The following is a 21,773-nucleotide window of genomic DNA, read 5'->3' on the forward strand; positions in this document are numbered from 1 at the left end:
GGCGTCGGGACCCCACGCGGGGCGTCAGGGCGGCGCTCAGACCGGGTCGTCGAGCAGGTTGCTGCGCACGGCGTACATGGCGGCCTCCATGCGCGACTTCATCTGCAGCTTCTCGAGCATGTTGCGGATGTGGTTCTTGACCGTGTTCTCGCTGATGAACAGCTCCTCGGCGATCTCACGGTTGCTCAGCCCCTTGGCGACGAGCCGCAGCACCTGCAGCTCGCGGGCGGTCAGCTGTGCGGTGGCCGGCGCCGGGCTGCGCGACATCTGCACGAACTCGTCGAGCAGCTTGGTCGCCATGCTGGGGCTGATGAGCGACTGGCCCGCCGCGACGAGCCGCACGGCCTCCGCGACCTGGTCGTAGGTCGAGCCGTCCTTGAGCAGGTAGCCCGAGGCGCCGCTGCGGATCGACTCGTAGAGGTCGGACTCCTCGTCGCTCGCGGTCAGCATGATGATGCCGGTCGACGGCGAGATCGACTTGATGGTCTTGCAGACCTCCACGCCGGACCGCCCCGGCATCCGCACGTCGAGGAGCACCACGTCGGCGGGTGTCTCCTCGACGGCCGCGATGGCCTGGTCGCCGTCACCGACCTCGACGAGCTCGAGATCGGCGTCGGCGCCCAGGACCATCGACACGCCGCGCCGGAAGAGCTCCTGGTCGTCGACGAGCAGCACGCGGATGCGGGGCGCCCGAGAAGTCACTCGTGCATCATGCCACGCACGAGCGGCATCCGTCAGGGGGCGACGTCGCCCGACAGGTCGCCGGACTCGTCGACGTCGAGGTGGATGACTCCGTAGTCGTAGCCCTTGCGGAGGTACACGACGCTGGGTCGCATCGAGTCCTTCTCGAGGAACAGATAGAAGTCGTGGCCGACGAGCTCCATCTCGTAGAGCGCCTGCTCGAGGGTCATGGGGACGCCCCGGTGCGTCTTCTCGCGGACCACGAGCGGGCAGTCGCCCTGCACGTGCACACCGGCGACCGTGGTGGTCTCGACGTCGGCGTCCTCGCGGGACCCGTCGAGCAGGCCCGACGGCACCTCGGCGGGCATCTCCGCGATCGAGACGGGACGTCGCTTGCCGTGGCTGATGCGCTTGCGGTCGGCGGCACGCCGCAGCCGGGCCTCGAGCTTGTCGATGGCGGCGTCGAGCGCCGAGTGCTGGTCGGTCGAGCTGGCCTCGGCCCGGACCGCCGGACCCCGCGACCGGAGCGTCATCTCCACGCGCGCGGCCTGCTCGTGCTGCCGCGGGTTCTTCTCGTGGGTGACCTCGACCTCGACGCGGTTGATCTTCTGGCGCTGGTCGTACTTCTCGATCCGGTGGAGCTTCTCCTCGACGTGCTGGCGGAACCGGTCGGAGATCTCGCTGTTGCGGCCGTTGACGACGATTTCCATGGGGGCCTCCCTGCGCTCGGTCGTGCGATGTTTACATGCCATCGAACTTAGACCGACCGGCGCGCGGACACCAGAGGAACACGGAGTTCCTCGGCGACGTTCAGGAACGGGCGGTCGGCGGACCGGGTCGCGCGGCGACGACGGCGGCGCCCAGGATGGTGGTGCCGCCGGCCGCGAGCACCCGCACCGCCTCGGCGAGCGTGGCACCGGTGGTGACGACGTCGTCGACGAGCACGACGTCGGCGGTGCCCGGCACCGCGCGCCACGACCGCCGCAGCGCACCGTCGAGGTTGGCCCGACGCTCGTGCGCACCGAGTCCCACCTGGTCGCGCGGCTCGCGCTCCATCGCGAGGGCCGCCACGACCTGGGCTCGTACACCGACCTCGTCCAGGGCCCGCGCGGCGTGGGCGGCCGCCTGGCCGACGAGGTCGCCGCCGCGGCGCCGACGGCTGCGCCGGGTGGTCGGCACGGGCACCAGGACCACCCGGTCGCCCGGGCCCAGCGCGCACACCGACGCCGCCAGGAGCGTCCCGAGCACGGGGGTCAGCCTCGTGTGGCCGCGGCGCTTCCACGCGAGCACGACCTCGCGCAGCAGACCCTCGTGCTCACCGGCCGCCACGACGGGCACCGGCGAGACGGCGACCCGGCGAGGGTCGGGCCGCAGGGCCGCGCGGCACCGGGGGCACAGGTCGAGCGCGACGCGTCCGCACCCGGCGCACGCCGCGCCGAGCGCGAGGTCGGCCGCGGCGAGCCAGGGGTCCATGGGGCCAGGGTGGGGCGCTCCGCGCACCGTCCGCCGAGCGGACCACGACCCTGTGGACGCTGCGGTCGTGGGGCCGCGACGCTCAGGCGCCTGGGGACAACGACGCGACCCGGGTGATGCCGAGCCGGGTCCACGTCGAGTCCGGGCCGAGGTACCAGAGCCGGTCGCGCCGGTCGACCGCCCAGCGGCGCTCCCCCTCGACCACGAGCGTCCGTGGTGCGACGTCGGGCAGGATCGGCGCCCCGCCCGCGGCGCCGCCCTCGAGCGACGTCCCGTCGACGAGGCCCTCGAAGACCTGCCGGCCGAGCTCGGTGTCGCCGAAGAACGCGAGCCGCACGCCGTCGACGAACCCCACGGACGACGGCCGCCCGACCTGCCACGGAAGGGGACGACTGGGCCCGAGCCCGACCACGGCGTCGTCGCCCGAGCGGCGGACCGCTCCCACCCGCACCCGGCCGTCGTCGCCGGCCGTGGTCACCGCGTACCGGGCGCCGTCGGGCGAGATCGCGAGGGAGGTGACGTCGAGCCCCGCGAGACCGCCGAGCGGGAGCATGCGCGTCGCCTGCGGCTCCACCACCCTGACCCGCAGACCGCCGGGCCGGTCGACGACGACGAGCGTGTCGTCCGCGGTCCACTGCGCCGCGACGAGCCGGTCGACGGCGACCTCGACACGGTCGGCTCCCGACGTGCGACGCACCAGCAGGCGCTCGCGGTCGCGTGAGAGGGTCGCGAGCCGCTCCCGGCCGACCACCAGCTCGGCGGTGTCGTCGGGGTCGACGTCCCAGACCGCGGGCAGGTCACGGAGGCGGCGGCCGTCGAGCTCGGCCGCCTCGCGGCGACGTCCGTCGACCACGACGTACGGCTCGCTCTGCTCGCGGGGTCCGTAGCGCGACCACGAGCCCATCGACTGCACGGCACCGCCGGTGGGCGTGAGGGTCGTCGCCCCGGCACCGACCCGCACGCCCTTGACGTCGGACACCTGGCGCAACGTCCACACCAGCTGCGCCGACAGACGCCCCTGGTCGATCGGCGAGAGGTCGGCGGCCGACGTGCCCAGGTCGACCTCGGCCACGCCGTCGCGGTCGACGGGCACCGCGGGGCGCAGGTCGCCCAGGCCGGGCAGGTACGTGCGCTGCTGGGCCCCGGGGTCGGAGGGGCCCCGGGCGAGCGACGCGACGAGGGCGGTCGCCAGCTGCTCCCCCGCCGGCAGGTGCACGGCGGAGGCCACGAGCCGCGCCCCGGTCGGGTCGAAGAAGTACACCTGGAACGGCCGGTAGTAGTCCGTGTAGAACTTGTCGGTCACCAGCAGGCCCGGCGGCGGCTCGGAGATCCGCCACTCACCGTCGACGCGCTGCAGGGCGACGTCCCACCGCGCCGCGCCGCCGCCCTCGGCGACCCGGCCGGACGGGCTCAGCCCGAGGACCCGTTGCGTGGACAGGCGGACCCGTGCCGACGTGCTCCCCGTCCGCAGCTCGGCGACCGACGGGGCCCGGTACACCTGGGTCCCGGCGGCGGGGTTCCAGCGCCGCGCCGCGTCGTCCGTCAGGTAGCGCTCCGCGACCCCGGTCGAGGGCGGGAAGGCCAGCATCGCGTCGAGGTAGCCCGCCACGACCTGCTGCGGCGTGGCCCCCGGGCTCGGCGGCGCGGGGGCGTAGAGCGCCGTGCTCTGCTCGAACCCCTCGTTCTCCCGTACCTGCCGCACCGGCCCGCCCGTGGGGATCGCCGAGCACGCGGCCACGACCGCGAGCAGCGCCACGGCCACGGTCGCGCGCACGGAGCGGGTCACGCGAACACCCGCTGGACGACCGGGGCGGGTGCGGTGCTGCGTCGGGCGGGGTCGACGACGCGCGGGAGCGTGAGCACGAACTCGCTGCCCTCGCCGGGGCGGCCCCACGCCTGCAGCGTGCCACCGTGCAGCACCGCGTCCTCGCGGGCGATCGCGAGCCCCAGGCCGGTGCCGCCCTGGGTGCGGGCCGGGTCGGCCCTCCAGAAGCGGTCGAAGACCCGCAGGTTCTCGTCGCCGCGCAGCCCGACGCCGAAGTCGCGCACGGCGATCGAGACCGCGAAGCCGTCCTGGGCCACCTCGATCTCCACCACGTCGGAGCCGCTGTACTTCACCGCGTTCGCCAGCAGGTTGCGCACGACCCGGTCGATGCGTCGGATGTCGGCCTGCACGACGGCCGGCCGGTCGGCCCCGACGGTACGACCGATGATCCCGGCGCGCTCCAGCAGCGGGTCGGCGGCGGCCGCCCGCGCGACGCGGGCCAGGTCGACGTCGGCGAGGTCGAGCCGCGCGGCACCGGCGTCGAAGCGGCTGAGGTCGAGCAGCTGGGTGAGCAGCTCCTCGAAGCGGTCGAGCTCGCGCTTGAGCAGCTCGGCCGACCGGGCGCTCTGCGGGTCGAACCGGTCGCGCGCGTCGAAGAGCAGCTCGCTCGCCATCTGCACGGTGGTGAGCGGCGTCCGGAGCTCGTGGGACACGTCGGAGACGAACCGCTGCTGCAGCCGCGAGAGGTCCTCCAGCCGCCGGATCTGGCTCTGCAGGCTCGCGGCCATCTGGTTGAACGACGTCGAGAGCCGCGCGATGTCGTCCTCGCCGCTGACGTGCATCCGCTGCTCGAGGCTCCCGGCGGCGTAGCGCTCCGCGATGCGACGGGCGAGCCGGACGGGGGTCAGCACCTGCCGCGAGACGATGAACGCGACGCCGCCGACCATGACCACCATCGCCAGGCCGCCGACCAGGAGGGCGTTGCGCACCAGCGTGAGGGTCTGCTGCTGCTCGGTGAGCGGGAACAGGTAGAAGAGCGCGTAGGTGTCGCCGGTGCCAGGAGCGCGGAGCCGGCTGCCGACCACCACGGCGGGACGCGACCGCGACCCGATGAGCGACAGCTCGGAGTAGCGCCAGAAGACGCCGGGCCGCTCGATCACCTGGCTGCGCAGGTCGGGCGGCAACGAGCCCGGTGCGAGTCGCCCGGACGCGCGCACCGGTGGGGCGCCGCTGCCGGAGCGGAGCGGTCCCTCGAGCACCAGCTCGTAGGACCGGCTGCCGCTGTCGGTCTCGGTGACCGCGTCGACGAGCTGCGTCAGCGTCGCCGCCTGCGCCTGGGGCTGCGTCTCGACCGCGACGTCGAGCTCGGCCTGCGCCTTCTCGAACCCGCTGCGCGCCTCGGCGACGGCGCTCGCCGTCCGGCTGCTGGTGAGCCCGTCGGCGATCTGCTGCAGCAGCGCCCAGCCGACGAGCCCGACCACGATGGCCACCAGGAGCACCGTGCTCGTGACCACCCGGGTCTGCAACGAACGTCGCCACAGCCCGGTCGCTCGCCGGATCACGCCGGCCGGCCGGTCATGGGGCCGGTTCGTCGACGACCGGCGTGGGCGCGATGGCCTGGTAGCCGACGCCGCGCACCGTCCGGATCACCTGGGGCGACTCGGCGTCGTCCTCGATCTTCGAGCGCAGCCGGGTCATGTGCACGTTGACGAGCTTCGTGTCGCCCGGGTGGTGGTAGCCCCACACCCGCTGCAGCAGCACCTCGCGCGTGAACACCTGGTCGGGGTTGGACAGCAGGCACGCGAGCAGGTCGAACTCCAGCGGCGTCAGGTCGAGCGCCCGCCCCGCACGGCTGACGGTGTGCGCACCGGGGTCGAGCTCGATGTCGCCGAAGACGAGCGGCTCGCCCACGGCGTCGTTGCGCCGCAGCCGTGCCCGCACCCGCGCGACGAGCTCGGTGTTCTTGAAGGGCTTGGTGATGTAGTCGTCGGCCCCGGCCTCGAGACCGCGCACGACGTCGAGGGTGTCCGACTTCGCGGTGAGCATGATGATCGGCACCCCCGACGTCGCCCGGATACGGCGGCACACCTTCATGCCGTCCTGCCCGGGCAGCATGAGGTCCAGCAGCACGACGTCGGGCTTGAAGGACGTGAACACGTCCATGACCTCGTCGCCCGTCCGGCAGACCGAGGTGGTGAGGCCCTCGGCCTGGAGCACGATGGTCAGCATCTCGGCGAGCGAGGCGTCGTCGTCGACGACGAGGACGCGGTCGCGCTTGCTGCGTCGGTAGCTCATCGCGACCCGCCCCTCACCTGGTGCCGGACCATCGTGCTCCGCTCGATCGTCCTCAGTAGCGGTAGTGGTCCGACTTGTACGGACCGGCGACGTCGACGCCGAGGTAGGCGGCCTGCTCCTTGCTGAGCTCGGTCAGCTCGACGCCGAGGGCGTCGAGGTGCAGGCGGGCGACCTCCTCGTCGAGGTGCTTCGGCAGCACGTGGACGCCGAGCTCGTACTGGTCGGCCTTCGTGAACAGCTCGACCTGCGCCAGCACCTGGTTGGTGAAGGAGTTGCTCATGACGAACGACGGGTGACCGGTGGCGTTGCCGAGGTTCATGAGGCGACCCTCCGACAGCACGATGATCTTCTTGCCGGGCTGGCCGTCCTCGCCCGGGAAGATCCACTGGTGGACCTGGGGCTTGATCTCGTCCTTCACGATGCCCGGGATCTTGGCCAGGCCGGCCATGTTGATCTCGTTGTCGAAGTGGCCGATGTTGGCCACGATCGCCTGGTTCTTCATCTTCTCGAAGTGCTCGACCCGGATGATGTCGAAGTTGCCCGTCGTGGTGATGAAGATGTCGGCGTAGTCGACGACGGTCTCGAGGCGCTTGACCTCGTAGCCGTCCATGGCGGCCTGCAGGGCGCAGATCGGGTCGATCTCGGTGATGATCACGCGAGCACCCTGGCCGCGCAGCGACTCCGCCGAGCCCTTGCCGACGTCGCCGTAGCCGCACACGACCGCGACCTTGCCGCCGATCATGACGTCGGTGGCGCGGTTCAGGCCGTCGACGAGGGAGTGGCGGCAGCCGTACTTGTTGTCGAACTTGCTCTTGGTGACGGAGTCGTTGACGTTGATCGCCGGGAACAGCAGCGTGTTCTCCTTGAAGCGCTCGTAGAGACGCAGCACGCCGGTGGTGGTCTCCTCCGAGACGCCCTTGATCATCGGGGCGCGGTTCGTCCAGCGCTGCGGGTCGGCCTCGAGCGAGCGGGCGAGCACGCGCAGCACCTCCTTGAACTCCTCGTTGTCGGTGGAGTCCTGCGGCGGCACGGCGCCGACCTTCTCGTACTCGACGCCCAGGTGCAGCAGCATGGTGATGTCGCCGCCGTCGTCGAGGAGCATGTTCGGGCCGCCTTCAGCGAAGTCGAAGACCTTCTCGGCCTCGTCCCAGTACTCGGCGAGCGTCTCGCCCTTCCAGGCGAACACCGGGACGCCCTGCGGGTCCTCGGGGGTGCCGTGCGGGCCCACGACGACGGCCGCGGCGGCGTGGTCCTGGGTGGAGAAGATGTTGCAGGTCGCCCAGCGGATGTCGGCACCGAGCGCCGCGAGCGTCTCGATCAGCACGGCGGTCTGCACCGTCATGTGCAGCGACCCGGCGATGCGGGCACCCTTGAGGGGCTGGTCGGCGCCGAAACGCTCGCGCATGGCCATGAGGCCGGGCATCTCGTGCTCGGCGAGCTCGATCTCCTTGCGCCCGAACTCGGCGAGCGACAGGTCAGCGACGTTGAAATCCATGGCCCCCATGCTACCCGGCCGGACTGGGCGTCGGGGACCGAGTCACGCCAACGTGCGCGCCTCCTCGACGAGCATCACCGGGATGTCGTCGCGCACCGGGTAGGCGAGCCCGCAGGCCTGGCACACCAGCTCGGACGCGTCGTGGTCGACGAACAGCGACGACCGGCACTGCGGGCAGACGAGGATCTCCAGGAGCGCGGGGTCGAGGAACATGCTGGGCAGTCTACGGCCGGTCAGGCTCGCACGACCGCGAGCACCTCGTCGCGCACGCGCTCCATGGTGGCGTCGTCGGCACCCTCGACGTTGAGCCTGAGGAGCGGCTCGGTGTTGGACGCCCGCACGTTGAACCACCAGTCGTCGGTGGTGACGGTCAGGCCGTCGAGCCGGTCCTGGTGGTGGTCGGCGTACTGGCGCGACAGCCGCTCCAGGACGGCGTCGGTGTCGTCGACGCGGCTGTTGATCTCGCCCGACGCGCTGTAGCGCGTGTACTCCTCCATCAGCGCGCTGACGGTGGTGTCGGTCTCCGCGAGCGCCGCGAGGACGTGCAGCGCCGCGAGCATGCCGGAGTCGGCGAGGTAGAACTCGCGGAAGTAGAAGTGCCCGGAGTGCTCGCCGCCGAAGACGGCACCGGTCCGGGCCATCTCGGCCTTGATGAGCGAGTGCCCGACGGGCGTGCGCACCGGCACGCCGCCGCGCTCGCTGACGATCTCGGGCACGGCGCGCGAGCAGATGACGTTGTGCAGGATCGTCGCGCCCGGCTCCTGCAGCAGGTGCCGGGCGGCCACCAGCGCGGTGATCGTCGACGGTGCGACGACGTCGCCGTGCTCGTCGACGACGAAGCAGCGGTCGGCGTCGCCGTCGAAGGCGAGCCCGAGGTCGGCACCGTGCTCGCGCACGGCGGCCTGCAGGTCGACGAGCGTGCTGTGGTCGAGCGGGTTCGCCTCGTGGTTCGGGAAGGTGCCGTCGAGCTCGAGGTAGAGGCCGATCACCTCGAGGTCGAGCCGGCCGAGCACGGCGGGGACGGTGTGGCCGGCCATGCCGTTGCCGGCGTCGACGACGACCTTCAGCCGACGCCCCTCGACCGGTGCGAGGCCGAGCAGCGTGTCGGCGTAGGTATGCAGGAACTCCAGCGACTCCAGGGCACCGGTGGGCTCCGGCACGTCGGCGGGGTCGCGGTCGAGCAGGGGGCTGGCCGCCTCGGCCATCGCGGCGAGCCCGGACGACAGGCCGATCGGGCGGGCGCCGGCCCGGCAGAGCTTGAGACCGTTGTCGGCGGCGGGGTTGTGGCTGGCCGTGACCATCACACCGGGCACGTCGAGCACGCCGGACGCGCAGTAGAGCATGTCGGTCGAGGCGAGGCCGATCTCGACGACGTCACCGCCGCGCGCGCGGATCCCGTCGGCGACCGCTCCGGCCACCTCCGGCGACGACGCCCGCATGTCGCGGCCGACGACGGCCCGCCCGCGGCCGTCCGAGATGCCGACCTCGTCGGCGAACGCCTCACCCAGCGCCCGCGCGATCGCTGGGTCGAGCTGGTCGGGCACCCGACCGCGGACGTCGTAGGCCTTGACGACAGGGCGCAGCCGTGCGTGCATTCAGTCTTCCTTCGGTGGAGGGACGAGCGTGAGTCCGGGAGGTCCTGTCGCGGGGCGAGGACGGCGACGGCCGACCTCGCGCACCGCGTCGGCGAGGGCGAGGAGGTCGTCGTGGCTCGGGCGCACCGTCGACGGGTCGGGCGCGAGCCGCAGCACGCTCCAGCCGTTCGGCGCGGACAGCCGGCGGCTGTGCTCCTCGCAGAGGTCGTAGGTGTGCGGCTCGGCCGCGGTGGCCAGCGGACCGAGGACGGCCGTCTGGTCGGCGTAGACGTACGTCAGCGTCGCCACGGCCGGCTGGGAGCACGCGGACCGCGTGCAGCGTCGAACAGCACCCACGGGCCGAGCGTAGCCCGCGGAGGGGTGCGGTGCGGTTAGGCTCACCGCGTGACCCGACGTCTGCAGCACCTCGACGGGACCGTGAGCGGGCCCCGGCCCGGACGGATGCGGACCCGTCGGCGTGGCGCGCGGGGCCCCTTGGCGCTGCCGGGACCCCTGTCACCGCGCAGCGTGCCGGCGCACCGGACGCCGCGCGAGGCCTTCGACCACCTGGTGGCGGGTGTGCTCGCGCCCCTCGCGAAGCACTTCGACGCCGAGCCCGACCAGGTCGAGGTCGTCGTCGAGGACGTGCCGCTGCTGCCGCCGGAGTGGTCCGAGGACGTGCCGCTCAGCAGCGTCGCCCGCCGCGGCGACGTCACGCTCGTGGTGCTCTACCGACGGCCGCTGACCGAGCGGTCCGCCGGACGCGTCGACCTCGAGGAGCAGGTGTGGGACGTGGTGCTGCACCGCCTCGCCGAGGTGTGGCAGGTCTCCCCCGACGACCTCGACCCGCGGTAGTCGCGCTCGGGCGTCCCGTCAGGGGGCGGGCCGGACGCGGGGCGTGAGCACGTCGACGGGCGCGGCCTGCAGCGCCAGGCTCGCCTGGCGTCCGTCCGCGGTGTAGTGCGCCGTGCCGACGACGCCGCCCTCGGACCGGACCAGCACGGACGAGACGCCGTCGAGGTCGAGCACCCGGGAGAGGTCGACCCGCACCGTCGAGCCCGCGGGCACCGACACCTCGGCGCGGTCGCGGCGCGCGAGGTCGGGGCCTCGGCCCTCCAGCACGACGGTGCGACCCGCGTCGCCCGGCGCGGTGAGCAGCAGGTCGGGCTCGCCGACCGCTCCGCCGACGGGGACGAGCGCCCCGCCGGTCCAGGCCCCGACGTCCTCGAGCACCGAGAGGTCGCCGTCGGACGCCACCGTCGCGGAGGCCACCACCGGCACGTCGGAGACGACGCGCAGGGCCGCGGGACCGGTGCCGACGCTGGCGGGAAGGTCGACCCGGGTGACGCTGCCGGGCCGGACCCTGACCTCGTCGAGACCCTCCGGCGCGAACGGACCGTCCGGCCCCAGCACCTCCACCCGCGCCCGTGCCGTCGTCTCCCCCGGGTTGAGCACCGTGAGCGTCCGCGTGCCGCGGCCGACGAGCCCGGCGAGCACCACGCGGCGCTCCGGCGAGGCCATGGGGCTGACCAGCTCCGAGCCCTGCGCCGTCCCGGTCGAGGTGTCGAGCGCGGCGACCGCGACGGCACCGCGACGTCGGGCCACGTGCACGCCGAGCACGTCCTCGCCGGCGGCGAGGTCGGAGAGCTGGAGGGTGCGGGTCGAGCCGGCCTCGACGACCAGGCCCTCGCCACCCACGGCGTCGACCTGACCCTCCGGCGACCAGAGGGTGACGTCGAGGACGGCGGGCGTCTCGGACAGGTTGGTGAGGACGAGGACGCCCAGGTGACGCTGCGCGGACCCGAGACCGGCGTACCAGGCGTCGTCGACCACGCCGGGACAACGACCGACGACGAGCCCGTCGCCGCGGGCCGCGCCGAGGACGCCGGTGACGAAGCCGACCCCGCCCGAGCCCTCCCCACGCTGCGTGACGAGGAGCGACCGGTCCCCGCGGCCGAGTGCACGGGCGAGGTCCGAGCGGACCCAGCGCCCAGGGTCGACGACGTCGGCGACCTCGTCACCGCCGGGCGAGACCTCGGCGGACGCGGACCGCCCGGCCACGACCTGTCCGGTGACGAGGCCCGGGCCGCCCGCGCAGGCGTACCGCGTCTCCTGCACCGGGACCGCGCGGGGCGCCGCTGCCTGCTCGTCGGAGGTCCCGACCAGCGCGGCGAGGAGCACCAGGAGCGCGGCGAGCGCGGGCAGGAGGGCGACGAGACCCGACCGTCGCACTGCCGGGCGCGGCCGGCGGCCGGTCTCCCCGGCAGCGCTGGACCGGCGACCGGGCCCACGACGGGGCCCACGACTGAGCCCACGACTGGGCTGGCGCTCCACGCGCCGTCCCCCGCTCACGAGCGGACCCCGTCGGTGCGGACGCGGCGCCCACCGCCGGGCGCGACGTCGACGGGCGGTGCGTCGTCGGCGGACGGCCGTCGGCGCACCGGTGCCGTCAGCACGACGGCGACGAGCCAGAGCAGCACCTGACCCGCGGCGAGGAACGGCCGCCAGGCGGGTGCCTCGGGACGGGCCGGCTGCGTCGGCTCGGCCAGCGTCCAGACCCGCGACGTCGGTGACTCGCTGCCCGACGGCTCGAGCCCCGGCGCGGCGTCGAGGGCGCGGGCGACCGCCGTGTCGACGTCGGGCGCGTAGACGGCGTCGACGCCGAGGTCGGACAGGCTGCTCACGGCCTGCGCGCCGGGAGCCGACACGAGCCGCTCCACGGCGTCGACCAGGGCACGACGCGACGACTCGGGCGGGCGCAGGCCCTCGGCCCCGACGAGCGGCCCCTCCCCCCGCACGACCTCGACCTCGAGTCCGCGCGCGGTCGTGCCGGTGACGACGACGGTGTCGGCGCCCCGGTCAGTCAGGAACGCCGGCACGGTGTCCGGTCGGCCGCGCTCGAGCGGGTCGTCGACGCCGCGCACGACCCACCAGGCAGCCGTGCCGACCGGCAGCAGGAGGGCCACGAGCACCGTCGCCCCAACCCAGGCGCGACCTCGCCCCTCGACGAGCGGCGGCACCCCCACGAGCGCAGCCGTCCCGAGCGCGAGCGCCACCGCGCCCGCCGGGACGCCCACCCACGCCCGCACGTCAACGGACGTGCCCGGGACGCCGCCCGGCAGCACGACGCCGAGCACCGCGAAGCCGAGGCCGAGGAGGGCGAGGGTCCAGCAGACGACCACGACGGCGCGCGTGGCACGCGAGGCCAGGGCGGCCACGGCGAGCACCACGAGACCGACGCCGAGCCAGACCGGCGCCTGCTCGGGCGCACCCGCGCGACCGACGACGAGACCCAGAGCGGTCCGCCAGCCCGGCTCGCCACCCGCGAGCAGCGACCCGCTCTCCCACCACCAGAGCCCAGGGTGCAGGACGCGCCCGACGATCCACGGCCCGAGCAGCAGGAGGGCCACGCCGAGACCGAGCAGGAGCCGACGCACCAGGCGGGGGTCGAGCGCCGCGACGACCAGCGCACCGAGCAGGGCGAGCGGCAGGACGACGGGCGCGAAGGCGGCGCCGACGGCGACCCACACGCCCCACCGCACGGCGGTCCGCCAGGACGCGCGCTGCGAGAGCGGGTCGACGCCCGCGACCTGCAGCGTGGTCACGACGACGACGGGCAGCACGACGAGGGCGACGACGGTGCCGAGCCGTCCCTGGGCCACCGCACCGGAGGCGGCGACGGTGAGGCCGTACCCGACGGCCCAGACGATCCTCAGCCGGCGGTGGTCGGTGAGCCTGCGGCCGAGCCGGTGGGCCGTGAGCGCAGCGAGCGGCACCGCGAGCAGCAGCAGGACGGCCACGACCAGACCGGGCGACGGCCAGACCGGGGTCGACGCCACCGCCAGCAGCAGCACCGCCGGCGACACCAGGCCGGTGCCGCCGAGGCCGATCTCGTGCGACCGCTCGAACCACAGGCGCCACCAGTCGCCGGCGGAGCCCGGCGTCACACCCAGGGCACCGCCGGTCAGGATGCTGTCGCCCGCGCCGGCCAGCAGCGAGCGACCCGCGACGAGCGAGAGGGCGACGAGTGCCCCGACCGTGACCAGCCAGGGGCGCCGCACCCAGAGCGGCGGGCCGTCCTCCAGCGGTACGTCGTCCTCGCCACCGTCGTCGAGCGTCGAGCGGCGGCCCGTGGTCTCGACCGCCTCGGGCCGCACCAGGGCCGCGACGACGTCGCGCGCGGTGTCGAAGCCGTGCCGGTAGGGCAGCCAGAACGGCGCGAACAGGTGCCGGACGGCGCGGTCGTCGCGGCGGGCGGTGGCCGCCCGGCGGCGCCGCGCCGCCCGGAGCCGGCCCGGTCGTCCGTAGACGGAGGCGACCGCCTGCAGCTGGTCACCGGCCGCCTCCGGGTGGGCGGAGAGCACGAGACCGAGCGCCCGCAGCAGCGAGCCGACGAGCAGGCGCACGTACTGCCACCAGAAGCGCGGGCCGGACGTGTTCGCCAGCATGGTGTGCAGTGCGGCACGGCGCTGCTCGCCCGGCTCGACGTCGCCGGCCGCACGCCGACGGACCCCGCGACGCGACGCCTCGGCGTGGAAGATCACCGCGCGCGGGGCGATCCGCGTGCGGTAGCCGGCCCGCGCGACGCGCCAGCCGAGGTCGATGTCGTCGAAGTACAGCGGCAGGTCCGGGGACAGCCCGTCGAGCTCGTCCCACACGTCGCGTCGCACGAGCATGCCCGCGGTGTCGACCGCGAGCACGTCCTTCGCCCAGTCGTGCTGGCCGGCGTCGGGCTCCCCCGTCTCGAGGCCGGTCTCGCGGACGCCCGTCGACGTGACGGTCAGCCCGACCTCGAGCAGACGACGCAACGACGGCCACTCGCGGATCTTGGGCCCGACCACGGCGACGTCGTCAGCGGCGGTGGCCTCGTCGAGCAGGGCGGCCAGAGCGCCCGGCTCCACGATCGCGTCGTCGTGCAGCAGCCACAGCCAGTCGGTGCGGGGCATCGCCTCGACCGCGAGCCGCACGGCGGCGCCGAACCCCGTGCCGGCCGGGGCGTAGGTCACGCGGTCGGGGCCGAACGCCTCGCGCACGAGGTCGGGGCCGTCGTCGGTCGAGCTGACGTCGACCACGCGCCAGCTGGTCGGTGCGTGCTCGAGCGCCGAGAACGACGCGAGCACCTGCGGCAGCCAGCGGCCGCCGTCGTGGGTCACGAGGACCGCGCCCACCGTGGGCGGCGCGGTGCGCCAGGCCGGGAGGGCGGCTGCGTCCTCGTCGGTCACGCGCTCGTCCATGCTCGCCAACCTAGCGGGGCGCGAAAGGGCCCGCCGTGCCGGCGGGGCGGCTCAGGCGCGCTTCTTCAGCTTGCGTCGCTCGCGCTCGGAGAGACCGCCCCAGATGCCGAACCGCTCGTCGTGCGCGAGCGCGTAGTCGAGACACTCGCCGCGCACGTCGCACGTGAGGCAGACCCGCTTCGCCTCGCGCGTGGAGCCGCCCTTCTCGGGGAAGAAGGCCTCCGGGTCGGTCTGGGCACAGAGCGCACGCTCCTGCCACATGAGCTCCTCTTCGGGGGACAGTGGCAGACCCAGATCGAATGACATGTCCGTAATTACACGCCTGGCGCTGCCATACGTCAAGCCGAATTGCACGATCCGCGTGGTCTCCGGCGTGTCGCGCGGTGCGACAGGGGTCCGGACGGGGCGGCCCGTCGGGCGGGGCCCCTGGGAGGATGGCGCCGTGACGACTCTCGCCGACCTGCTCCCCGCCGTGCGTGAGCCCGGCCGCCCGCTCCTCACCTGGGACGACCGCGGCACGGGCGAACGGGTGGAGCTCAGCGCCACCACGACCGCCAACTGGGTGGCGAAGACGTCGTCGTTGCTCGTCGACGAGCTCGACGTCGAGCCGGGCACGCGCGTGCGCGTGGGGCTGCCGACGCACTGGCTGCGCTTCGTCTGGCTGCTGTCGTGCTGGACGGTGGGCGCGGTCGTCGTGGAGGGCGACGCCGCGGTCGGCGTGAGCGGACCGGAGCTTCAGGGCGACGAGCCGGTCCGGCTGGCGGCGTCGCTGCGGCCGCTCGGTGGACGGTTCGTCGAGCCGCCGACCGGCTTCGTCGACCTCGCCACGGTCGTGCCGGGCCAGCCCGACGTGTTCGTGCCGCTCGACCCGCCGACGCCCTCCTCCCCCGCGGTCGACCTCGGGGCGACGGGCTCGCTCGACCACGCCGCGCTGCTCGCCGGCTGCCCGCCCGACCCGCGGCGCCTGGTGGTGCGGCCCGGGTCCCTCGACCGCGACGTGCGGATGCTCGTGTCGGCCCTGCGCGCCGGAGGATCGGTCGTGGCCGTCGCGGGAGCCGACGACGACGTGCTGGCCCGCGTGGCGGAGCAGGAGCGCGCCGAGGTCGTCGCCTGAGCGGATCCTCTACACTTTCGACGGCCGCTCGCAGGTCCCCTCCCCGCTGCCAGACCACAGGAAGGCCCTCCGCCCGGATGAGCCGACAGCGCGTGAACACCAGCCCGCCCTCCGCCGTCCCCGGGCTCACCAAGGTCGGCGGACGTCCTCCCCTCGGCGCCTACCTCGCGGACGTGGTGCGCCACCGCGAGTTCATCCAGGCGCTGGCACGCTTCCGGATCGAGGCCGACAACGGGCGGAACCGGCTGGGCATGGCCTGGGTCGTCCTGCGACCGCTGCTCAACGCCGGCGTGTACGGGCTCGTGTTCGGGTTCGTGCTCCAGACCAGCCGAGGCGTGGACGACTTCGTCGCGTTCCTCGTCATCGGCGTGCTGATGTTCGAGTACTTCTCGACCTCCTTCTCCACCGGGGCGAAGTCGATCACCACGAACGCGGCCCTCGTGCAGAGCCTCGCCTTCCCGCGCATGGCGCTGCCCCTGGCGCTGGTGGCCGAGCGGTTCCTGCAGTTCGTGCCGATGGTGGGCGTGATGGCGGCCTTCGCGATCGGGTACGGCAACCTGCCCGACCTCGAGTGGCTGCTGCTGGTGCCCCTGGTGGCGCTCTTCACCGTCTTCAACACCGGTCTGGCGCTCATCACCGCGCGGCTCACCGTGCACTTCCGCGACCTGACGAACCTGCTGCCGTTCATCTCGCGGATGTTCTTCTACACCTCGGGCATCTTCTACAGCATCGACCAGCGCTTCGACCCCGGGACGACGTTCCGGACGGTGGCCGACGCGCAGCCGATCCACGAGTTCCTCTCCCTGGGCCGGGCGGTGCTGCTGGACGGCCCCGACTACGCGATGCCGTGGCACTTCTGGGGGTACGCGGCGGCGTGGTCCGTGGCCGTGCTCGTGCTCGGCACGATCTTCTTCTGGGCGGCGGAGGAGCGGTATGGCCGGACCGACTGAGTCCCCCCTCGGCGACCCCCGGGGCGCGGGCGACGCACGCCGTCCGGTGGTCGTCGTCGACGACGTGCACGTGGAGTACAAGGTGCTCTCCACCGGCAAGCGTGCCGGGCCCGCGGAGACCGGGCGCCGCCTGCTGCAGCGCTCCGGCGGCACCCGGACCGTCCACGCCCTGAAGGGTGTGTCGTTCACGGCCTACGAGAACGACAGCATCGGCGTCATCGGCTCGAACGGGTCGGGCAAGTCGACGCTCATGCGCGCCATCACCGGTCTCACGCCCACGTCCCGGGGCAGCATCCACGCGGCGTCACGGCCCAGCATGCTCGGTGTCGGTGCCGCCCTCATCAAGGACCTCTCGGGCGAGCGCAACGTCATCCTCGGCGGTCTCGCCCTCGGACTCAGCCGCGCGGAGATCGAGGCGAAGTACGAGGACATCGTCGACTTCTCCGGCATCCGCGACTTCATCGACCTGCCGATGCGGACCTACTCCTCCGGCATGACGGCGCGGCTGAAGTTCGCCATCGCCACGGCCCGCGACCACGAGATCCTCATCGTCGACGAGGCGCTCGCGGTCGGCGACCAGGCGTTCCGCCAGCGCAGCGAGGCGCGGATCCGCGAGATCCGCGACGGCGCCGGGACCGTGTTCCTCGTGAGCCACTCGATGCGCTCGATCCGCGACACCTGCAACCGGGTGCTGTGGATCGACCGCGGCGTGCTCGTCATGGACGGCGCCACGGACGAGGTCGTCGACGCCTACGAGCAGTCCCGCTCGACCCCGTAGTCCCCGAGCAGCTCAGCAGGCCGCCGCGAGGTCCTCGACGTTGTTCGCCTGCGCGCCGCTCTCGTCGGGCGTGGCGGTCGGGCTCGGCGTCGGGACCGACGGCGTCGTGGGCGTGGGCGTCGTCGGGCTCGCCGTCGGCGTCGGCGTGCCGGCGCTGGGCGAGGCACCCGAGCCCGCGGGGCGCTCGCTGGCGCGGATGGCGTCCTTGATCAGCCGGTGGATCTGGACGTAGTCGGGGTCGACGACCGAGATCAGCGGCGGCACGAGCGAGACGGTGCGGATCTTGGTCGACCGCGCCTTGAGCGCGAGGTCGGCGAACTCGCCCAGCTCCTCGGACGGCATGTTCGTGGAGATGAGCTGCGCCCCCGACTTCGCGATGTCGGTGGCGTTGAGCAGCACCTTCTGCGGGCTGAGCTGGTCGAGCATGGCGCTCATGAGGCACTTCTGGCGGCCCATCCGCGTGAAGTCGTCGGACTGGACCCGGCTGCGCGCGTACCAGAGAGCCTGGTCGCCGTCGAGGCGCTGCAGACCCGGCTCGAGGTAGCGCTGCTGGTCGAGGTCGTCGTGGCCGAACATCGCCAGCCGCGTCCTGACGTCGATCTCGACCCCGCCGACCGCGTCGACGAGGGAGCTGAAACCGCGCAGGTTGATCATCACGTAGTAGTTGATGGGCAGGTCCGTGACGCCCTCGACCGCATCGATCGTGGCCTCCAGGCCCGGGTCCTTGGCCCCCGGGTAGAGGTCGGATCGGTTCTCGGCCTCGGTGTGCACCGCGTTGAGGAGGCACTCGGAGCCGCAGTTGTAGCCGTAGGGGTAGAGCTCGCGCATGGGCGAACCGGGCCGGAACGGCACGTCCTCGAGGTTGCGCGGCAGCGAGACGAGCACGGTGCTGCCGGTCGAGGCGTCGATGCTGACGACGGTCATCGAGTCGGGACGGATGCCCGTGCGGCCCTTGCCGGAGTCCGAGCCGATCAGCAGGATGTTGTACCGGCCCTGCAGCGGCGGGCTGGTCGTCGTGGCGGTGAAGACCTCCTGCACGGCCTGTCGACCGGCGTTGCTGACCTGCGACGCGTACAGCGCGACGGCGAGCACACCGGCCACCAGGGCCGTGTTGAGCACGAGCACGACCGCCGCCCGCGCCCGGGTCAGCTGCAGGGGTCGCGCCAGGCGCCAGGCGTCGACGAACAGGGCCGTCCACGCGACCGCCGCCGCGGCGACACCGAAGCGGAACACCTGCAGGACGTCGGGGTCGGTGACGAGGCCGATCAGGCCGGCGCGGTCGTGGCGGTAGGAAAGGGCCAGCCAGCCCAGCGCGACGAGCCCGAGCGCGTACACGCCGAGCGCGATCCGCCCGACCCAGCGGTTGCCGACGGCGAGCTGCGCGGACCCGGGTGCGACGGCGGACAGCAGGCAGAGGCGCAGCGCTCGACGGAACCGGGCCCTGGGGGGAAGCTCCTCGGTGCTCGGGCTGAGCACCTTGGCTCGACGACGGGTCATGGTTCCTCGCGGCTGGGGGTCCTGGCGAAGACCCATGATCCCCCACGGGCCCAAGAGGCGCGGACGAGCACGTCGACTCAGCAGGTCGCGTCGACGTCGTTCGTCTGGTTCGCCCGCGTCGGGTCCTTGGCCGGGGCGCCCGTCCCGGTCCCGGCCGAGGCCGAGGCCGACGTGCCGGCCGGGGCCTGCGGCGTCAGGGTCGTGAGCGACGCGGCGAGGATGCCGTCGGTCGCCGGTCGTCCGCCGTGGCCCTCGGAGGTGGCGATGGCGCGGCTGACGAGCGTGCGGACCTTGTCGTAGTCGGGGTTGCCGGTGTAGATGACCGGCGGCACGAGCGAGACCGACGAGACGGGCTGCGACTTCGCCTTCAGCGCGAGCTCCATGAAGACGTTGAGGTCGCGCGCCGGGATGTCGGTGTCGAGGAGGGTCTTGCTGGAGTCGGCGATCTTCTCGACGTTCATGAGCACCTTGCGCGGGCTGAGCTCGCGCAGCATGGCGGTCATGACGCACTTCTGGCGTCCCATCCGCGAGAAGTCGTTGTTCAGCACGCGGCTGCGGGCGTACCAGAGCGCCTGCTCGCCGTTGAGCTTGCGCCGTCCCGCCTCCACGTACTGCTGCTTCCAGGCGTCGTCGTGGCCGAACATCGGCGTGCGCTCCTGGACGTCGACCGTGACGCCGCCGACCGCATCGACGAGCTTGGCGAAGCCGGCCATGTTGACGAGGGCGTAGTAGTTGAGGCGCAGCCCGGTGATCTCCTCGACGGCGTCGATCGTCGCCTGGATGCCGGGCGTGCGCTCGCCGACCTTCTTGACGCCGAGCTCCTGCGCGTGGTCCTCGGCCCAGGTGTTGACGGCGTTGAGGTAGCACCCCTCGCAGTCGAAGGTCTTCGGGAACTCCTTCTTCATGAACGAGTCCGACGGGAACGGGACGTCCTCGAGGTTGCGGGGCAGGCCGATGATCACGGTCCGGCCGGTCTTGGCGTCGATGCTGGCGACGTTGAGCGAGTCCGGACGCATGCCGGTGCGGTCGGCGCCGGAGTCCGAGCCCATGAGCAGCACGTTGTAGCGACCGTCGGCCGGCTTGGACGTGGTGGTGGCCGCGAAGACGGTGTCGATCACGCCGGTGCTGACGCTGACGAGGTGCGCCGCGAACACGAGCGCCCCGGCGGTGACCAGGCACAGCGCGCCGTTGAGGCCCGCGACCCACGGGCGGTGGCGACGCGCGAGCCGCAGCGGCTGGCCGAGCCGCCAGGCGTCGACGATGAGCAGCGCCCAGAAGACGGCGCCGGCGAGCAGCAGGAAGCGCAGCAGGGTCAGCAGGCGGGCGTCGGTCATGAGCCCCATGAGGCTGGTGCGCGCGAAGAGCGCGAGGAAGAGCAGCACCGCGCCGGCGACGAGGCAGGCGATCCACACGCGCAGCGCCACCCGGCCGAGTCGCTTGTTCCCGGCCGCCACCTGGGCCGAGCCGGGCACGACGAGGGTCATCAGCGTGAGCGTCAGCGCCCGGCGCAGCTGGATGCGCTCGGAGGCGGTCCGGGTCGTCGAGGTGCGGGATGAGGTCGGGCGGTCGTCGTGCATGTCGTCCTCGGGGTCGCTGCCAGGGGGAAGAGCAGGGCGAGCAGGTCCCGACGATGGTCACACAAAGTCTCGACCTCGAGTCGAGGGCGCGCCGAGCGATCCGTGTTTCCCGACCCGGACCTGCTTTTCCGCTGAGGATCGGCGTGAACACGTCGTGCACGGTCCCCGCTCGGCTAGGTTCTGTGCCATGGCACAGGAGCGTCCGGAGGACCGTTACGACTGGCTCTACGGTTCCGACGGCGGACGTGGGGAGCCCGCACCCACGCGACAGCAGCCCGCCACGTCGAGACGACGGGGTGACGACCTGCCGCCGCCGAACCTGCCGCCGCCGGGCGGCGGGCGCACCGAGCGCGGTCGTGAGCGCTCCGGGGGCGGCCGACGTCGCGGCAAGGCCCGATGGGTCCTGCTGCTCCTGGTGGCGTGGCTCGCCTTCCTGGTGGGGACGCCGCTGTACGCCTACTCGACGTCCACGAAGGTGCCGTTCGAGCCCGAGGGCGACCGACCGGGCGAGCAGCCCGGCACGACCTTCCTGCTGGTCGGCTCCGACAGCCGCGCCGGCCTGAGCGCGCAGGAGCAGCGTGAGCTCGCGACGGGTGGCGACGGCGGCGGACGAGGCCGCACCGACACGATCATGCTGCTGCACACGGGCGCCGGTCCCTCGACGCTCGTCTCGATCCCGCGCGACTCGATGGTGCAGGTGCCGGGATACGGCACCACGAAGATCAACGCCGCCTACGCCTACGGCGGTCCGGCCCTGCTGACGCAGACGGTCGAGCAGAACACCGGCATCCGGGTCGACGACTACGTCGAGATCGGCTTCGGCGGCCTGGTCAAGGTCGTCGACGCGCTCGGCGGCGTGGAGATCTGCCCGAAGGAGGCGATCAAGGACCGCGACTCCGGGCTGAACGTGAAGGCGGGCTGCCAGGAGGCCGACGGCCGGACCGCCCTCGCGTACTCCCGCAACCGGCACAGCTACGCGACGCAGGACATCCAGCGCGTGCAGAGCCAGCGCGAGGTCATCGCGGGCATCGCGCGCAAGGCTGCGTCGCCGTGGACGATCATCAACCCGGTCCGCTACTGGGGCGTGAACACCGGCGCCGCGTCGGCCGTGCAGATCGGCGAGGGCACCGGCCCGTACGCGCTGCTGAAGTTCGCCCTCGGGCTGCGCTCGGCGATGGGCGACGGCGGCCAGAGCTGCACGGTGCCGCTCGCGGACTTCTCGGTGCGCTGGGACCCCGAGCGCAGCAAGCAGCTCTTCGACCTGATCGCCGCCGACCGCACGGGCAGCATCGGAAAGCTCTGCACACCCGACGGGCTGCCCCCGAAGAGCTGACGGAGCG

The 21,773-nt window shown here is 73.2% G+C and carries 20 protein-coding genes; 5 read left to right on the forward strand and 15 right to left on the reverse strand.

Features of this window, described 5'->3' with window-relative positions; translation table 11 throughout:
- Positions 1-36 precede the first annotated feature (36 nt).
- The 10 genes from AC3WRM_RS12210 to AC3WRM_RS12255 form a co-directional block, all read right to left on the reverse strand.
- Positions 37-702, reverse strand: coding sequence for a response regulator (locus tag AC3WRM_RS12210; RefSeq protein WP_236749822.1), 666 nt, complete (start codon positions 700-702; stop codon positions 37-39).
- A 32-nt stretch (positions 703-734) separates the two neighbouring features.
- Complete coding sequence (gene hpf, locus AC3WRM_RS12215; protein ID WP_492246992.1) at positions 735-1,391, reverse strand: ribosome hibernation-promoting factor, HPF/YfiA family; 657 nt, start codon at positions 1,389-1,391, stop codon at positions 735-737.
- A gap of 100 nt (positions 1,392-1,491) precedes the next feature.
- Positions 1,492-2,154: a ComF family protein gene (locus AC3WRM_RS12220; RefSeq protein WP_492246993.1), complete on the reverse strand. Its 663-nt coding sequence runs from the start codon at positions 2,152-2,154 to the stop codon at positions 1,492-1,494.
- Positions 2,155-2,236: 82 nt separating this feature from the next.
- Entirely contained in the window at positions 2,237-3,940 is a 1,704-nt protein-coding gene (locus AC3WRM_RS12225) for an LpqB family beta-propeller domain-containing protein (protein WP_492246994.1), read from the reverse strand.
- Positions 3,937-5,481 (reverse strand): MtrAB system histidine kinase MtrB, encoded by a 1,545-nt coding sequence (gene mtrB, locus AC3WRM_RS12230; protein ID WP_492246995.1) that lies wholly within the window; start codon positions 5,479-5,481, stop codon positions 3,937-3,939. The genes AC3WRM_RS12225 and mtrB overlap by 4 nt, the downstream gene beginning before the upstream one ends.
- Positions 5,482-5,494: 13 nt before the next feature.
- Positions 5,495-6,214: an MtrAB system response regulator MtrA gene (gene mtrA / locus AC3WRM_RS12235; RefSeq protein ID WP_492246996.1), complete on the reverse strand. Its 720-nt coding sequence runs from the start codon at positions 6,212-6,214 to the stop codon at positions 5,495-5,497.
- Between the two features lie 52 nt (positions 6,215-6,266).
- A complete protein-coding gene (ahcY, locus tag AC3WRM_RS12240; protein WP_492246997.1) occupies positions 6,267-7,709 on the reverse strand; it encodes an adenosylhomocysteinase in 1,443 nt (480 codons plus the stop codon).
- Positions 7,710-7,751: 42 nt separating this feature from the next.
- Entirely contained in the window at positions 7,752-7,922 is a 171-nt protein-coding gene (locus tag AC3WRM_RS12245) for a Trm112 family protein (protein ID WP_492246998.1), read from the reverse strand.
- A 20-nt stretch (positions 7,923-7,942) separates the two neighbouring features.
- The gene (locus tag AC3WRM_RS12250; protein ID WP_492246999.1) at positions 7,943-9,304 is read right to left on the reverse strand and encodes a phosphomannomutase/phosphoglucomutase; all 1,362 of its coding nucleotides are present in this window, start codon (positions 9,302-9,304) and stop codon (positions 7,943-7,945) included.
- On the reverse strand, positions 9,305-9,640 hold the full coding sequence (locus AC3WRM_RS12255; RefSeq protein WP_492247000.1) for a DUF3499 domain-containing protein: 336 nt from the start codon (positions 9,638-9,640) through the stop codon (positions 9,305-9,307).
- Between the two features lie 48 nt (positions 9,641-9,688).
- Here AC3WRM_RS12255 and AC3WRM_RS12260 point away from each other — a divergent pair, with 48 nt between their 5' ends.
- Positions 9,689-10,138 carry a metallopeptidase family protein gene (locus AC3WRM_RS12260; RefSeq protein WP_492247001.1) on the forward strand — a complete coding sequence of 150 codons (450 nt, stop codon included), beginning with the start codon at positions 9,689-9,691 and terminating at the stop codon, positions 10,136-10,138.
- An 18-nt stretch (positions 10,139-10,156) separates the two neighbouring features.
- On the opposite strand, the gene AC3WRM_RS12265 is transcribed toward AC3WRM_RS12260, so the two are convergent.
- From AC3WRM_RS12265 to AC3WRM_RS12275, 3 genes are all read right to left on the reverse strand, one after another.
- The gene (locus tag AC3WRM_RS12265) at positions 10,157-11,515 is read right to left on the reverse strand and encodes a DUF5719 family protein (protein ID WP_492247002.1); all 1,359 of its coding nucleotides are present in this window, start codon (positions 11,513-11,515) and stop codon (positions 10,157-10,159) included.
- Positions 11,516-11,631: 116 nt separating this feature from the next.
- The gene (locus AC3WRM_RS12270) at positions 11,632-14,517 is read right to left on the reverse strand and encodes a glycosyltransferase family 2 protein (RefSeq protein ID WP_492247003.1); all 2,886 of its coding nucleotides are present in this window, start codon (positions 14,515-14,517) and stop codon (positions 11,632-11,634) included.
- A gap of 51 nt (positions 14,518-14,568) precedes the next feature.
- Positions 14,569-14,823 (reverse strand): WhiB family transcriptional regulator, encoded by a 255-nt coding sequence (locus tag AC3WRM_RS12275; RefSeq protein ID WP_067855452.1) that lies wholly within the window; start codon positions 14,821-14,823, stop codon positions 14,569-14,571.
- Between the two features lie 136 nt (positions 14,824-14,959).
- On the opposite strand from AC3WRM_RS12275, the gene AC3WRM_RS12280 reads away from it, so the two are divergent.
- From AC3WRM_RS12280 to AC3WRM_RS12290, 3 genes are all read left to right on the forward strand, one after another.
- Positions 14,960-15,631, forward strand: coding sequence for a TIGR03089 family protein (locus AC3WRM_RS12280; RefSeq protein WP_492247004.1), 672 nt, complete (start codon positions 14,960-14,962; stop codon positions 15,629-15,631).
- 77 nt (positions 15,632-15,708) lie between these two features.
- Positions 15,709-16,581, forward strand: coding sequence for an ABC transporter permease (locus tag AC3WRM_RS12285; protein WP_492247005.1), 873 nt, complete (start codon positions 15,709-15,711; stop codon positions 16,579-16,581).
- A complete protein-coding gene (locus AC3WRM_RS12290; protein WP_492247006.1) occupies positions 16,565-17,359 on the forward strand; it encodes an ABC transporter ATP-binding protein in 795 nt (264 codons plus the stop codon). The genes AC3WRM_RS12285 and AC3WRM_RS12290 overlap by 17 nt, the downstream gene beginning before the upstream one ends.
- A gap of 12 nt (positions 17,360-17,371) precedes the next feature.
- Here the strand turns inward: AC3WRM_RS12290 and AC3WRM_RS12295 are convergent, their stop codons facing one another.
- Together AC3WRM_RS12295 and AC3WRM_RS12300 are read right to left on the reverse strand one after the other, a co-directional pair.
- Positions 17,372-18,856: an LCP family protein gene (locus AC3WRM_RS12295; protein ID WP_492247007.1), complete on the reverse strand. Its 1,485-nt coding sequence runs from the start codon at positions 18,854-18,856 to the stop codon at positions 17,372-17,374.
- A gap of 77 nt (positions 18,857-18,933) precedes the next feature.
- On the reverse strand, positions 18,934-20,433 hold the full coding sequence (locus AC3WRM_RS12300) for an LCP family protein (RefSeq protein ID WP_492247008.1): 1,500 nt from the start codon (positions 20,431-20,433) through the stop codon (positions 18,934-18,936).
- Between the two features lie 187 nt (positions 20,434-20,620).
- Here AC3WRM_RS12300 and AC3WRM_RS12305 point away from each other — a divergent pair, with 187 nt between their 5' ends.
- Positions 20,621-21,766, forward strand: a complete 1,146-nt coding sequence (locus AC3WRM_RS12305; protein WP_492247009.1) for an LCP family protein — start codon at positions 20,621-20,623, stop codon at positions 21,764-21,766.
- The last annotated feature ends 7 nt before the right edge of the window (positions 21,767-21,773 follow it).

The organism is Aeromicrobium sp. EU05-FHT14F07, from assembly GCF_058790455.1.